Annotated in this window: 14 protein-coding genes; 3 read left to right on the top strand and 11 right to left on the bottom strand. The window is 48.0% G+C overall.

The annotated features are described in order from the left end of the window. Complete coding sequence (locus WCN91_RS11205; RefSeq protein WP_342679094.1) at nucleotides 1-3006, bottom strand: bifunctional diguanylate cyclase/phosphodiesterase; 3006 nt, start codon at nucleotides 3004-3006, stop codon at nucleotides 1-3. Between the two features lie 442 nt (nucleotides 3007-3448). Between WCN91_RS11205 and WCN91_RS11200 the strand changes: the two genes are divergently transcribed. Then, on the top strand, nucleotides 3449-4603 hold the full coding sequence (locus tag WCN91_RS11200; protein ID WP_342679092.1) for a chorismate mutase: 1155 nt from the start codon (nucleotides 3449-3451) through the stop codon (nucleotides 4601-4603). Between the two features lie 491 nt (nucleotides 4604-5094). On the opposite strand, the gene WCN91_RS11195 is transcribed toward WCN91_RS11200, so the two are convergent. The 9 genes from WCN91_RS11195 to ffh form a co-directional block, all read right to left on the bottom strand. After that, entirely contained in the window at nucleotides 5095-5397 is a 303-nt protein-coding gene (locus WCN91_RS11195; protein ID WP_342679090.1) for a hypothetical protein, read from the bottom strand. Between the two features lie 132 nt (nucleotides 5398-5529). Then, a complete protein-coding gene (locus WCN91_RS11190) occupies nucleotides 5530-6132 on the bottom strand; it encodes a hypothetical protein (RefSeq protein WP_342679088.1) in 603 nt (200 codons plus the stop codon). A gap of 256 nt (nucleotides 6133-6388) precedes the next feature. After that, nucleotides 6389-7528 carry a bifunctional chorismate mutase/prephenate dehydrogenase gene (gene tyrA, locus WCN91_RS11185; RefSeq protein ID WP_342679086.1) on the bottom strand — a complete coding sequence of 380 codons (1140 nt, stop codon included), beginning with the start codon at nucleotides 7526-7528 and terminating at the stop codon, nucleotides 6389-6391. A gap of 176 nt (nucleotides 7529-7704) precedes the next feature. Continuing rightward, nucleotides 7705-8064, bottom strand: coding sequence for a 50S ribosomal protein L19 (gene rplS, locus WCN91_RS11180; RefSeq protein ID WP_105190117.1), 360 nt, complete (start codon nucleotides 8062-8064; stop codon nucleotides 7705-7707). A gap of 44 nt (nucleotides 8065-8108) precedes the next feature. Further along, the gene (gene trmD, locus WCN91_RS11175) at nucleotides 8109-8861 is read right to left on the bottom strand and encodes a tRNA (guanosine(37)-N1)-methyltransferase TrmD (RefSeq protein ID WP_342679083.1); all 753 of its coding nucleotides are present in this window, start codon (nucleotides 8859-8861) and stop codon (nucleotides 8109-8111) included. Then, nucleotides 8861-9397 (bottom strand): ribosome maturation factor RimM, encoded by a 537-nt coding sequence (rimM, locus tag WCN91_RS11170; protein WP_342679082.1) that lies wholly within the window; start codon nucleotides 9395-9397, stop codon nucleotides 8861-8863. The genes trmD and rimM overlap by 1 nt, the downstream gene beginning before the upstream one ends. A 17-nt stretch (nucleotides 9398-9414) precedes the next feature. Beyond that, on the bottom strand, nucleotides 9415-9663 hold the full coding sequence (rpsP, locus tag WCN91_RS11165; protein ID WP_017216164.1) for a 30S ribosomal protein S16: 249 nt from the start codon (nucleotides 9661-9663) through the stop codon (nucleotides 9415-9417). 270 nt (nucleotides 9664-9933) lie between these two features. Beyond that, on the bottom strand, nucleotides 9934-10485 hold the full coding sequence (locus tag WCN91_RS11160; RefSeq protein WP_342679076.1) for a DUF3750 domain-containing protein: 552 nt from the start codon (nucleotides 10483-10485) through the stop codon (nucleotides 9934-9936). A 129-nt stretch (nucleotides 10486-10614) separates the two neighbouring features. Beyond that, a complete protein-coding gene (ffh, locus tag WCN91_RS11155) occupies nucleotides 10615-11997 on the bottom strand; it encodes a signal recognition particle protein (protein ID WP_342679074.1) in 1383 nt (460 codons plus the stop codon). A 167-nt stretch (nucleotides 11998-12164) separates the two neighbouring features. On the opposite strand from ffh, the gene WCN91_RS11150 reads away from it, so the two are divergent. Together WCN91_RS11150 and WCN91_RS11145 are read left to right on the top strand one after the other, a co-directional pair. After that, a complete protein-coding gene (locus WCN91_RS11150) occupies nucleotides 12165-12971 on the top strand; it encodes a cytochrome C assembly family protein (protein ID WP_342679072.1) in 807 nt (268 codons plus the stop codon). Between the two features lie 90 nt (nucleotides 12972-13061). After that, complete coding sequence (locus tag WCN91_RS11145) at nucleotides 13062-14336, top strand: HlyC/CorC family transporter (protein WP_342679070.1); 1275 nt, start codon at nucleotides 13062-13064, stop codon at nucleotides 14334-14336. Between the two features lie 135 nt (nucleotides 14337-14471). On the opposite strand, the gene WCN91_RS11140 is transcribed toward WCN91_RS11145, so the two are convergent. Then, entirely contained in the window at nucleotides 14472-15080 is a 609-nt protein-coding gene (locus tag WCN91_RS11140) for a transglycosylase SLT domain-containing protein (RefSeq protein WP_342679068.1), read from the bottom strand. Nucleotides 15081-15159: the final 79 nt, after the last annotated feature.

Here is a 15159-nt window from a genome sequence, read left to right as displayed (position 1 = left end):
TTAATCAACCGCTGATTCACAGCCGGATAAAACTTCTGGCAACTCAGCCACCGCTTGCTCCGACAAGGGCGGGCTAAAGTAATAACCCTGCACCACAAAGCAATTGTTAGCTTTGAGGAATTCCATTTGCTCCCTGGTTTCCACCCCTTCGGCCACCACATTAAGATTGAGCTTTTGCGCCATGGCGATAATAGCCGCAGTGATCGCCATATCGTTCGGATCATCTGGAATATCCTGAACAAAGGAGCGGTCAATCTTAAGCACATCGACAGGGAAACGCTTTAAGTAGCTAAGAGATGAATAGCCGGTACCGAAATCATCGATGGAAATCGACACACCAAGGCGCTTGATATCATGCAGTTGAGAAATGGCGGTATCCACATCCCCCATCAGCATGCTTTCGGTGAGCTCCAGATGCAGATTTTTAGGTGCCACCTTGGTCTGCTCAAGAATATTGGCAAGACTAGGGATCAAATTGGCATCCTGGAATTGACGTACCGATAAATTCACGGAAACATTTGCTTCAAGCCCAGCTTGGGCGCGACGAGCGGAGAAACGACAGGCTTCATGAAGCACCCATTCTCCAAGCTCAACAATCAAACCTGTGGCCTCGGCGATAGGAATAAACTTCACCGGTGAAATCGCCCCCTGAGTCGGATGAGTCCAGCGGATCAGTGCTTCAAAGCCCAATACCTTACCGGTGCGGCTATCTACCTGAGGCTGATAATTCAGATGGAACTGGCTGTCGCGAATACCTTGGCGCAACTCGTTCTCAATATACAGACGCTCATTGGCGGCGGCATTAAGTTCGCTGGAATAGAAGTGATAGGTGTTTTTACCCTTGGCTTTGGCCTCGTACATGGCCAAGTCCGCATGTTTAAGCAGTTGGTCTTCTTCGCTACTGTCTTCCGGCGCCATGGTGATACCAATACTGGCACTGACGATCACTTCGTTATTGCCTAAAGTAATGGGCTGGTTCAGGGTACGCTGTATGGTGTGTGCCACCTCTTTAGCGCGCTCATGATTTTCAATCCCACTGAGCAACACGGCAAATTCATCGCCGCCAAGGCGGGCTATGGTGTCTTCGGTACGCAAACGATTTTTCAAACGATTGGCTACCTCCACCAAAAGTTGGTCGCCGCTGTCATGGCCCAGGGTATCATTAATGCGCTTAAACTCATCAAGGTCGAAATAAAACAGTGCAAAAGCATAGTGACCACGCTCGGCCAAGGCCATGGATTTACGTAGCTGCATGCGGAAGAAGGTACGGTTAGCCAGACCTGTCAGGGTATCAAAATAGGCCAGCTGTTCCATTTTACGCTGGCTTTCTTTTACAAAAGAGATATCCTGCGCCGACACCACATAGCTGCTTACGCCTCCTTCTTCATCGCGGATAGGTGATACGCTTAGAGACACCCAGAGCGCCTTGCCATCGACTTGCTCCAACATGGTATCGCCACGCCAATAATTGCGGGTACGTAAATCATACTCGATATCGTCGTTAAATATCGCCATTTCCTTGGCTATCACGCTCAGCAATTTACTACTGGTAAAATGCTCTTCATTAAAACCTGTCATTTCCAGCATTTTTGGGTTTACGTATTCGATTTGCAGCTGATAGTTGGTGATCAAAACCCCCGTGCCCGAATGCGCCACCGCCTTGGACAAACGATTGGCGGCTCGCTCGGCAATGTCTTTTTCTTTAATACGCTGATTAAGGCCGGTGATGGTATTGGTTAGCTCCACACTCATGTCTTTAAAAGAGCCGTTGAGTACGCCTATTTCGTCCTTGCCTTCTGGCGGAAATTCGGTGTCCATCTTGCCTTTACCAAAGCTGGATACAGCGTCCACAAGCAGATGAATACGGCGCAGCACCAGCTGGTACAGGGCCTGATGCAACAACAAGGCGACCAAAATCGGGTAAAGAATAAAAAGTGCTAAGAATTTAATCTGTAGCGCCTCAAGCGCTTCTAATGCACTCGATTGCTTGCGATACATACCCACATACCAATCCAGACCTTCAACCTTGCTGATGGTAGTCAGGTATTGCTCCCCTTCATATTCAAACTGCTCATTCATGCTCGACTGCTTCGAGCGCAGCACATCGCCAACCAATTTGACCAACTGGGGATTAATAAAGTCGGACATGCGCAGCGCCCGACCCTCACGGCCATAACGCTGATACGTTGCCTCATCCAGGCTCGGATGGGCCAATAACTGGCCCTTGCCGTCAACCACGAACATTTGTTGATGCTTATCGTCTATGGGCAAGAAGCGTAACAAGCTGCTTAACTCGATATCGGCACCTGTCAGGGCTAGATGCTCATTATTCTGATAAATGGGGGCCACTATGCTGACCACCCATTTGCGACTCACAGTATCGTAGTAAACCGGGGTCCATACCGCGAGCCTGTCTGGGTTTTGCTCTGGGCCAACACGGCTGAAATTAACCGCATTATTGGCGCGATAATTTTCCGGCACATCCATGGCCCAGGTTGCAGGGGCAATACGCACAAAATCATCAGCGGTAAGCAGGTAAAAATTGGCAAACTCTTGCGTCAAGGTTGGTGAAATCACTCGCCAAAGTTGCTCGGAGCGAGTAAAAAGCTGTTGATAATAAGAGGAATAATTGGCTTTTGGTATTACCGCTGCACTCATACCATCGCGGGTAACACTGCGCAGGATGGGGGTATCGGTAGTAATAAAGTGCGGCATCGAAGCGCTGCTATCAAACTCGCCGGAAAACAACTCACGGGCCACCACTGCATTGGCTTGCTCAGCAATATTGGTTTTACTATCAATTAATTGCCCAAACTGACCAATAAACCGAGCACTGTATTGTGCCAGTTGCTCATCTTCTTGGAACATAGTTTGTTTTTGCTCGGATTTGAGCATAAACACCGCAGCAAAAATACCGGCGATCAAGCATATAGCCGAGATCAATACCGAAAGCTTTATGCTTAACGAGTGTATGCCAAATCGCGATGGCGGACGCCTATAAACCACAGCCGATCCTTTTTAAGTATCTGGTTTTTATTATTTTAGCCGGCTAGCAAATATAACAGCCACAGCCTTGATGTATAGCCCTTTTGATGCAAATTATCAGCTAACCGGCCAGCAACTAAGACAAAAGAATGAACCACAAGAATAATATAGTCGTTTTGGGAACAAACACCCAAAGAAAGTCATGTCTTAGCCTTTCAATCTTACTTTTATCCCCATGCCATAACGGGTGCAAATATTTACCAAATAACCACCATAGGCCTATTGACTTTTATCTGCCCAAGCCAGTAGATTGAAGTTATGAACATTATCTCTTTCGTATTTTTTCGCTTCTTTATCTACCACCCTTGTTAGGGAGGCGCGAGCGAGTACGTGAGATTCACACACATGCTAAGGCCTCCCAAACGGGAGGCCTTTTTTGTTTTGGGAATGAGGAAACCAAATAATGACTAATGATACGCTTTTGGCGCTGCGCCGAGACATCAATGAAATCGACTCTGAGCTGTTGATTTTATTGGCAAAACGCCGCCGAATCAGCCATTCAGTGGTGGAATATAAAATCGCCAACAACAAGCCCATTCGCGATGAAGCACGAGAGCAGGAGTTACTGGAAAAGCTGATAAGCTATGGTAAATCGCTCGGCCTGGATGCCTACTATATCAACAGCGTGTTTCAGCGGGTGCTTGAAGACTCGGTGCTGCACCAGCAAGCCATGTTGCAACAAAACCTCAACCCCGAGGTACTGGGCGAGACCAATCGGGTGGCGTATCTTGGCGGTCAGGGCTCCTACTCCCAGTTAGCAGTGCACAAGTATTTTAGTCGCCGTCCCGGTAAGCTGGTTGAAATGGGCTGCGCCCAGTTTGACGAGATCACAGGTGCGGTAGAAAAAGGTCAGGCTGACTTCGGCGTGCTGCCAATCGAAAACACCAGCTCGGGCAGTATCAACGAAGTATTCGACCTGCTCCAGCACGCCCAGGTTTCCATCGTTGGCGAAGTCACTCACTCGGTGGAGCACTGCCTACTGGTTAAACCGGGCACCGAGCTGGAAGACATCACCAAGCTCTATGGTCACCCCCAACCCTTCGCCCAATGTAACCGTTTTATTCAGGGCCTAAATGATGTGCAGCTGGAAAACTGCGACTCCACCACCAGCGCCATGAAGGCGGCGCTTAATTGTGATAACAGTGCCGCCATCGGCTCTGCCGAGGCAGGTAAACACTTAGGTCTGGAGGTGCTAAAAACAGGCATTGCCAACCAAAGTGAAAACCACAGCCGCTTTATTGTGGTGGCGCGCAAGGCCATGCAGGTTTCAACACAAATACCGACCAAGACCAGCCTTATTATGGCTACCGAGCAGCATGTGGGCTCGCTGGCCGATGCCCTTATGGTGTTCAAGGAGCATGGCATTAACATGGTAAAACTGGAGTCACGCCCAGTACCAGGCAACCCCTGGGAAGAAGTGTTTTATGTTGATTTAATTGCCAACCTGGCCGAGCCCAAGGTGCAGCGTGCTCTTGAAGCCCTAAAAGATCACACCCAGTTTGTACGTATTCTCGGCTGCTACCAAAGCGACTCACTGCAGGCGGTGGAAGTAAACTAACACCGAAAAAAAGAGCCAGAAGTGATGACTTCTGGCTGTTAATCTTATCTACTTAAATACATATCCCAATCATTCTTACGGTTGAAATCTGCAGTAATGCTGGTGTATACCTTTTCGCTTCCTGATCGGTTAGACCCCAAAAGATCAAAGCACCTGTACGAGCGTCACTATTACCGTTTAAATGAATATAGTGAGTACGCGCTGGCTGTTGCTGCTACATGGAGGCATAGCACTTAACCAGAGCTTTGCCGCTACAAGCAATCACCCACATAAGAGCTATACTCTATAGGCAGATTGGAGCATGAATTATGAGCCAAAAACGAGCCTTTTATCGCGTCCACAACAAGGTGATTTATATGTCATTTAAGCGCTCTTTTGCGCATGAAAATGACGGCACAGAGTTGCAGTCGTCATCCCCTAAAAAGCTCGCCAAAGTGATTAGACTTAAGCGAAAACGCTAACAGCGCTCGGCGTATCCTGCCAACTTCAACTTAGTGATCCTGTAAAGTTTCCAGCCACTGCTGCGGGTTGGCGAGAATAAACTCGTAGGCTTGTCCGTTGATTAAGGTGATTTTAATCGCCTCGCTCGATAGCGGAATGATGCCCCCACCCTTTCCCCTTGTCCTTTGCACCTCGGTGATATTGGCGCGGGAAAAGGCATAGGGCCCAAGGCCATACTTTTTATTGAAGGGGCTAAATTGTAGTTCACTTTCGGTTAAAACCAACTCTCCATCGGCGCGCGCTACACCTTGCTGAGCCGTAACCTTGGCCGACTTTAAAATAGACGCTGACATATTACACTCCTTTGCAGCTAGCTTGCTCTTCGCTCAAAACAGCCGCGGTTTATGCTTTAGTATCAAAAAGCTAGCAGTCTATTAGCAATTAAACAAACCAAAACCCGTAAAATCATTGAGTAAGCTTGCTTTTCAACCCTGCTTCTTACCCATAGGCCAAAATGGGATCACCGCAGGCACCCTATTTTTGTAATCCACATAAACATTACCAAAACGAGCTATTTTATAAAGAAAAATTACATTAAATTCATGATCTTCATCTGGGTTCATGGACAAGCTTTGTTTTAGCTCCATTAAATGAAAGAGGTCTATCTCAAAGGTGGCTAGCACCAAGATAAGCCAGCCAAAGACATGTAGTGCACGTAATATAATCACCGCAACCTGGTTATCTGTATGCCAAACCTTTCCGGCGATGGGCTGCCAGTACAGGCAAAAAGCGAACATAAAAAGGCCGGAAATGAGCACATAGATACTGCGCTCCACCGCGGCGGGCACAATCTGAGTCAGCTTTTTCTTAAAACTGCTGCGTGCCGCCAGGCTATGGTGCAGACCAAATAACAAGATAATTAATAAGTTAATAAGGATAGCCTGGGTGCCAGCGCTGCCGAGGGGCTGAGAATTGATATGCAAAGGTAAAAAGCTCCATCCCCCTAAATACAGCATAAATGCTGTGAGGCCTGCGAGTCCAACAAGATAGGTAAAAATCCCAAAGAGTGAAACCAAGAGCTTACTCATACTGCTCTCCCCGACCTCGGCCGGAATCAAGCATAAATGAGTAATTTACCGTTCGAGGTACAAACTAGCACCTGTGCTCACCTCCTTGTTTGCGAGGGCCGATTAAAATCTACTTTTAACTATAGACTTAATCTGTGCTTATGGTGGCTAAAAACATAGCTGGCTGGAGGTTAATTTTCAGGGCAAAGTCGTATCAACTTAAGAGAAACCGGTCGGCGCTTAGCACCGACCTGGCATGAGGGAAGCGCCGAAATGATTAATCCAACACTTTGGCATCATTGGCTTTATTAAGCAGGGCCCGGCTTTGGCGTAAAAACTGGTCGCTGGCATCGCTAAAGAAATGTTTGGCATCGTTAAAGGCGGCGATTAAGGCACCCTTATCCTTATCGCGAAGCATGTTCAGGGTTTGCTCGTAGGTGTTTTGGTACGCCTCAAGCAGCGGCTCGACGCGGTCAAACTGGGCCAGCATAATATCGCTGTAAAGCTCCGGGCTTTGTGCAAATAACCGCCCTACCATCATCAGCTCTAACTGATAGATGGGCGATGAGCAGTCACGAATTTCCTGCAAGCTGTGCTCCTGGCGCGCCAGAAACTGACCGTACACAAAGGTGGTTAAGTGGCGCATCACCTGAATTATTTGCATGGCTTCATCGTGTTTACGTGCGCTCATTGTCACCAGCTGGCAACCCCAAACCTTAAGCTGGGCTTGCAAGGCATCCCCAGCCTGACTCTGGCGACCTGGGCACACCACCACAGTTTGCTTAACCCAATGGCTGATATCGGGGCCAAACATGGGGTGTAAACCCAGCACAGGGCCACTGTGCTTTTGTGTAAGCGCGGCTAACGGCTTTTCCTTAACTGAGGTGATATCTACCAGTAGCGCGTCCTCATCAAGCGCAGGGAGTGACTCAACCACCTTCTCTACCGCATTGATGGGCACACTGATAATCACGCACTTTGCGCCGCGAATAATCTCTTCCGCCTTGCCTTGCTGTTGTTCATCCTTATCAAGGATACGCACCTCAACGCCACTGCGGATAAGTTGCTTGGCAAACAACTGACCCATGGCACCGCGGCCACCGACTATCACCACAGGGCTAAGCTCGGGACAAACACAGGCAAGTTCACTTTGTTGATTTTGATAGGCCTCGCGCATCATGCGGCGAAGAATATCTTCGACCAGGTCGGGATTCACGCCTTGCTCTGTTGCTTGCTCACGGCGCGCGGTAATGAGCGCGGCTTCTCTATCTGGTGCATGCAAAGGCGCGCCATAGCGCTGCTTGACCTTACCGACCTGCTCGGTGATCTGATTGCGTTTTGCTAAAAGGCGGACTAATTCACTGTCGCAGGCGTCTATTTCGCTGCGTAACTGGGCTAACTGCTGCTCGGCTGACATTGTGTAAACTTATAATTACATGCGGTAAATTAATAATTACACCGATACTAGCACAATCAAAGAGGAATTGAAGGGCTCGCTAGGCGACTGACGGAAACAAGTTGAGGGGGAAAAACCAAAACGGGCCAGCTATTGCTAGCTGACCCGTTTTTTCACGTTTTAGTAAAACGCGCGTATTAATTAAGTTTTTCTTTAATACGTGCAGATTTACCAGAACGCTCACGCAAGTAGTAAAGCTTAGCGCGACGAACCGCACCACGGCGCTTAACTGCGATGCTGCTAACAAGAGGGCTGTGCGTTTGGAATACACGCTCAACGCCTTCACCGCTCGAGATTTTACGAACTGTGAATGCTGAGTGTAGACCACGGTTACGCTTAGCGATTACAACACCTTCAAAGGCCTGTAGACGCTCTTTTTCACCTTCTTTTACACGTACCTGTACAACAACTGTATCACCAGCGCCGAACGCAGGTACATCTTGCTTAAGCTGTTCAGCTTCAAGCTCTTTAATAATATTTTGGTTTACTTTTGCCATTTTATTTCTCACTTTCCTAGGTGTAACTGTCTTCTAGCCACAAGCTATGAGTTTTCCTGCTGATATTCAGCAAGTAAACTTGCTTGCTCCTCAGTCAGAGCTAGGTTTTGCAACAAGTCTGGACGTCGTTGCCAAGTCCTTCCGAGTGACTGCTTAAGCCGCCATTTCGCAATTTCCTGGTGGTTGCCACTCAGTAAAACTGGTGGAACCGCTTTGCCATCCAATATCTCTGGCCGGGTATAGTGTGGACAATCAAGCAAGCCATCCGAAAATGAGTCTTGCTCAGCCGACTGGTTATGGCCTAACACCCCTGGCACCAACCGCGCGACTGCGTCGATTAATGTCATGGCAGGTAGTTCACCACCGCTGAGGATAAAATCCCCAATCGACCATTCTTCATCGATATAGGACTCGATGATCCTTTCATCTATACCTTCGTAACGACCAGCTACTAAAATCAGTTTGTCGCTAAGAGCAAGCTCTTGCGCGCCTTGCTGATCTAGTTTCCGCCCTTGTGGCGACATATAAATTACCTTCGCACCCTCGCCCGCTGCGGCTTTGGCATCGATTATGGCCTGCTTTAATGGTTCAACCATCATCAACATGCCCGGACCACCGCCATAAGGTCGGTCATCCACTGTACGATGCTTATCCGTCGCGTAATCGCGTGGGTTCCAGCAGTGAAAGTCGATTAAACCACGTTTCACTGCGCGGCCTGTGACACCCTGCTCAGTAATAGCCGAAAACATCTCGGGGAAGAGGCTTATCACCCCCACCCATAAAGGTGCTTGCGCCATTAAAAGGCCGGATCCCAGTCCACGGTAATTTGGCGAGCTTCATGGTCCACGTTCTGAATAACCGAATCGGTTAAGAACGGGATTAAACGCTCACCCTTGCCAAACGCATCTTTACTGTTTGCTTTCACAACCAGTACGTCGTTTGAGCCTGTCTCCATCAAGTCATCAACCTGACCCAGGTTGTAACCTTTATCGGTTACCACCGTCATGCCGATGAGATCTCGCCAATAGAACTCGCCTTGCGGCAGTTCTGGCAGTTGCGCCGCATACACAGAAATTTCCACATTGGTAAAAGCCATTGCTTGGTCTCTGTCGTTTACTTGCGCGAACTTGGCGATAAAACCTTTGTTGTGGCGACGCCAGTCACTCACTTCAAAGGATTGCCATTTACCTTGTTGCCCTATCAACCATGGGCTGAAATCGAAGATCCCTTCGGGATCATCAGTAAATGAATGTACCTTAAGCCAACCCTTAATCCCATACGGGGCTCCGAGTTTGCCAACGACGATTGTAGAGGCTTGCTCCTGTTGACTCATGGTTACACTTACGCCTATTAAGCCGCTTTACGAGCGTCTTTAACTAATTTTGCTACGCGATCTGAAAGAGATGCGCCTTGACCTACCCAGTGATCAACACGAGATAAATCTAAACGTACTTTTTCTTCCTGACCTGCAGCAATAGGGTTAAAGAAACCTACTTTCTCGATGAAACGACCGTCACGCGAGAAACGGCTATCCGCAACCACAATTTGATAGAAAGGACGCTTCTTAGCGCCACCACGTTGCAAACGAATAGTTACCATACCGTCCTCTAAATAGATTGACTGTTTTCATTAATAAGTTTACTTCCCCATAGAGGGAAGCTGGGGAATTGTACGAATTTTTTGCCACAATGCAAGTAAGAAGTGCATTTAATGCTTGGTTTATGTCGGTTAAATGCTGATCCTAAGCCGCTGTGGCAAGAGGATTTGGCCGTTATTCAAACACCTGCCGCTAATCATCTTCATCTATACAAATTGATGCTAAAACGAGCAGTGTTATTGCTTTCTCTTTTCCAGCATAACAAAGCGAACTTACTTAACGTCACCCGAGGCTTTGTCTGAGGCATAGCCACTGCCGATGGCTGAAAAGGGCATTTTCAATTGCAGCTCGGGCACCTGCAAGCCTATCCAGGCGGGAAAGGTGTTGCTGTTTGGCCCAGGGAACAAGGTGTATTTATGAGCCCAAGGGTAGCGCGTGGCCGCAGCTTTTATCTTAGGAATAAGTTGTTGTGCCTGTTTGCCACTGATGGATAAAAACTTCTCTGGCCTGGCACCATACCAGTATCTGTCCGGAGTACTGGTTTGATAGGTGCGCAGTGCCGGGCGTCCCTGGTCAACGCCCCAACCCACCACTTCGTACACAGTATATTCATCGGCGCCCTGCTCTTTAATGGCGAACCAGGTATGCACCGCAAACCAGCCGCGCCAGCCAAAGGCATCGGCGGCATAAAACTCGATAACCGCTTGTGGCTGCGAAACAGGCATAGCAATACCAGCGGGTTCACGACTGGCGGTGCGCCAATCTGAGTTGGCACAGCCGCTCACGCCAGTGAAGAATAAAACTAAGAGCAAAACTCGCAACATGATCACAACCGTTTTAGGCAGGAGCTTAGGCTGTCACTATTTCATGTGCTCTTGAGCTTTGCAAATACATAAAAAAAGCGCGACTCGTGTCACGCTTTTTCTATCTCGCTTGTTAAAGCGATTAAAGGCTTAAAACTTAGGACCGCCTGGGCCACCCATCATACCCGGTGGTAGCATGCCCTTCATGCCGCGCATCATTTTCATCATGCCGCCTTTACCTTTCATCTTCTTCATCATCTTCTGCATTTGCGTAAATTGCTTCAACAGTTTATTGATTTCCTGCACCTGAGTGCCCGAGCCCGCAGCAATACGCTTTTTACGCGAGCCCTTGATGATTTCCGGACGAGCACGCTCTTTAGGCGTCATAGAGTTTATAATGGCTTCCATTTGCACAAAGGTTTTGTCGCTCATTTGGCCTTTTACCGTATCCGGCAAGTTGTTCATGCCCGGTAACTTATCAAGCATGGACATCATGCCGCCCATGTTTTTCATTTGGCGCAGCTGCTCGGCAAAATCTTCTAAGGTAAAGCCATCACCTTTAAATACCTTGTCGGCAACCTTAGCGGCTTTATCCTTATCAATCTTCATCTCCACTTCTTCGATAAGCGACAGTACGTCGCCCATGCCAAGAATTCGTGAAGCTACCCGGTCTGGGTGGAAAGGCTCTAGGGCATCGGTACGCTCACCCACACCGATAAATTTAATCGGCTTGCCAGTGATATGACGAATTGACAGCGCCGCACCACCGCGGGCATCACCGTCTGTTTTAGTCAGGATCACACCGGAAAGCGGCAATGCTTCATCGAAGGCTTTAGCTGTATTGGCGGCATCCTGACCCGTCATTGAGTCAACAACGAATAAGGTTTCAATAGGATTGATGGCTGCGTGTAGCTCTTTGATTTCATCCATCATGTCGCTGTCGACATGCAAACGACCGGCGGTATCCACCAGCACCACATCGATAAACTTTTTCTTCGCGTGGCTAATGGCGCCAGTGGCAATATCAACCGGCTTTTGGCTGATGTCACTGGGGAAAAATTCAACGTCAACTTCGTTGGCCAGGGTTTCCAGCTGTTTAATCGCCGCCGGACGATATACGTCGGCACTGACCACAAGCACAGATTTTTTCTTACGCTCTTTTAAGAACTTAGCCAGTTTACCCACACTGGTGGTTTTACCAGCACCTTGAAGACCCGCCATCATGACTACAGCCGGTGGCTGGGCATTGAGGTTGAGCTCTTCGTTGGCCTCACCCATGGCTTTTTCAAGTTCTTCGCGGACGATTTTAATGAAAACCTGACCTGGGCTTAGGCTTTTTGTTACTTCCGTGCCAACCGCACGCTCTTTAACCTGCTTTACAAATTCACGTACTACAGGCAGGGCAACGTCGGCCTCAAGTAGCGCCATACGTACTTCGCGCAGCGTTTCTTTAATATTGTCTTCGGTAAGACGGCCGCGGCCACTAATATTTTTTAGGGTCTTTCCTAATCGTTCCTGAAGGTTTTCAAACATCGCTAACGAGTCCGTTGCTACTAACTTGGCGGCGATTATAACTGAAAGCGAGGGGCAAATCCCAGTGGCAAGTGCAATGGATTCACATAATTAGATCTAGGCAAGCGTGTGTGCATTACATACAATGTCCTTTTAAAGCATTCATTTAATTCCTTATAAAGGTCATTATGCTGATCACGGTTTTGACATTACTGAGTTGTGTTTTTTACGCTGCGGCGACGGTGCACGTTTTAACACGCTTATTCCACACCCAAGGGCCTTCACAGAAAACGACGGTGATCCTCAGCACCCTGGCTATTTTGACGCACATGGTACTATTGGTAAATTCGGTCTTTACCAATCAGGGTCAGGATGTCAGCTTTATTAATGTCTCTTTATTAACCTGCTGGGTTATTGTGCTCTCGGTTACTGCGGTGTCGTTAAAGTTCCCGGCCACCCTGCTGTTGCCTGTGGTCTATGGCTTTGCTGCTATTTTGCTGTTTGCCAGCCTGTTTATGCCGCACCATCTGATAGTGCAGAATATTCACCTTGAGGCAGGTCTGGTTACCCATATCACCTTGTCATTACTGGCCTACTGTATTTTGATTATCGCGACCTTGTACGCGGTACAATTTTACTTTATCGATAAGCGCCTCAAGCGCAAAGACCTGGCCATAGTCTACAGCCATTTGCCGCCACTTATGGTGGTTGAGCGCCAACTGTACCAATTGGTTACCGTGGGCACGGCGCTGTTGACCTTAGCGCTGCTGTCGGGCTTTATCTTTGTCGATACCATGATCAGCAAAGAATATGCCCATAAAACCATCTTATCTCTGCTCGCTTGGGCGATCTTTGCCACCGTGGTTTTCGGACGTCATCTTAAAGGCTGGCGTGGCAAGTCCTCGGTCATCACCATTATGGTCGGTGCCGCTTTATTAACGCTTGCCTACTTCGGTAGTCGCTTTGTTCAAGAAGTGATTTTGCATCGTTTTTAAGCAACCACAAACAGACCAGCATAAGCGGGCTTGACTCTGGGCTTTGAGTACCGCTTAATATACCCTGACTAACTACAAAAGGATCCTTCTTTGGACGACATATCGACGAGTACCCTGTTTATAATCTTGGGCATACTCATATTGATTTCGGGCTACTTTTCCGGCTCTGAAACCGGCATCATGTCTATAAACCGGATACGTCTTAGGCATCTAGAAAAAGAAAATCACCCTGCCGCCAAGCGTGTCAGCAAGCTACTGAACCGCCCGGACAGACTGATCGGTTTAATTCTTATCGGTAACAACCTAGTTAATATCGCCGCCGCCCAGGTTGCCACCATTATCGGTTTACGTTTGTATGGCGATATGGGTATTGCTATCGCCACCTTTGCACTAACCCTGGTCGTGCTTATTTTTGCCGAGGTTACACCAAAAACCCTAGCGGCTCTGTACCCAGAAAAAGTGGCCTTCCCCAGCTCGGTGATCCTCAAATTCCTGTTAAAAGTGCTTTATCCTTTGGTTGTTGTGGTTAATGCCATGACCAATGGCATGCTGCGCCTGTTTGGTGTATCGACTCAGGAAATTGAAGAGCACAGCCTGAGTAAAGAAGAATTAAAAACCGTGGTAAGTGAGTCTGGCGCCCTGTTACCGGCCAAACACAAAAGCATGCTGACCTCGATTTTAGACCTCGAGCAGGTCACGGTTGAAGACATAATGATCCCGCGTAACGAAATCAACGCCATAGATATCAATGACGATTGGAAAGTGATCAGCAAACAGCTGACTAATGCTCAGCACACCCGCGTGCTTCTGTATCGTGACCAAATCGACGATGCGGTAGGCTTTATCCACGCCCGTGATGCCCTGCGTTTGCTCACCAAGGAGCAGTTTAACAAAAACTCCCTGCTACGAGCGGTACGGGAAATTTACTATATTCCTGAAGGGACTTCGCTCAACACCCAGTTACATAAATTCCAAAACGTTAAAGAGCGTATCGGCCTTGTTGTCGATGAATACGGTGATATTCAAGGCCTGGTAACGCTTGAGGATATTCTCGAGGAAGTGGTTGGTGACTTTACCACCACCCAAACTCGCGCCCCGAGCGAGGAAGTTAATGTTCAGGCCGACGGCTCTGTGCTGGTTGAAGGCGGCGCCAATATTCGCGACCTCAATAAGGAAATGGGCTGGAAACTGCCTATCGACGGACCTAAAACCCTAAGCGGCTTAATCGTTGAATATCTTGAAGATATTCCCGATGCCAACCTGGGCTTAAAAATCGCCGGCTATCCTATCGAGGTACTGGAAGTAAAAGAAAACATGATTAAGCTAGTGCGCGTTATCCCACCGAAAAAGCGTAAGAAAAACTAGAAAAATCAACGTGGCTCAGTTATCTGTGTTTCTCCTTGGAAATGACAAGGTTTACTAAATACAGATAACTCGCACAATCAAAAAACGGCGCTCTGGCGCCGTTTTTACTGTCTTTTATTAAGGTAATTGAGGTGGTTAAGAGAACAAGCGCTCCAGCCAACTCTTGTCTAAATCGGCCTCACAACGCTTTAACTGAGCGCCATAACGTCCAGCCCGTTGCTTCACCTTGCTGGCCACGCTTAGTAACCACTTTTTATTATTGTGAGTGCCGCGCTTAAAGCCGCCCCAGCCTTCGTGATAATTAAGGTATTGGGCATAGGCATCCCATTTAGATATGCCGTTAACCTTATGGGTTTTCCACACAAACCAGGCCATAAAGTCGATGGCATCGTCAAAGTCGTCTCTGTCGGCACCGCCATTATCGGTTTCACGGGTATAATCTTCCCAGGTCAGGGTTTTCGCCTGAGAATAACCATAGGCATCGCTGGCACGGCCTATGGGAATAAAACCAAGAAAGTATTCCATAGGTGGTGCGGCATCGTGTTTAAAAGAGCTTTCCTGATACATCATGGCCATCAGCACATGTTTCGGCGATCCCCACTTTTCCTGGGCATCTTTGGCATCAAAATACCAATCTTCCTTTTCTTCAAAAATCTTACAGATATCATCGGGTTGCTTTGGTGGCGCGGTGGCACAACCGGACAAATACAGAGTCAGCAGCAATAAAGTCGAAATTTTTTTCATTTTTTTTGAACTAACTCCTTTGGGCCCAGTCTGAGTATATGAATGCAGCAGTTTAGCATTGTTTCATCCCTGTAGAATA

Origin of the sequence: Pseudoalteromonas qingdaonensis, from assembly GCF_038739665.1 — a bacterium.
Taxonomy (GTDB): domain Bacteria; phylum Pseudomonadota; class Gammaproteobacteria; order Enterobacterales; family Alteromonadaceae; genus Pseudoalteromonas; species Pseudoalteromonas qingdaonensis.
Note: the sequence above shows the minus strand (reverse complement) of the source record. Positions and strands in the feature narration are given on the sequence as shown.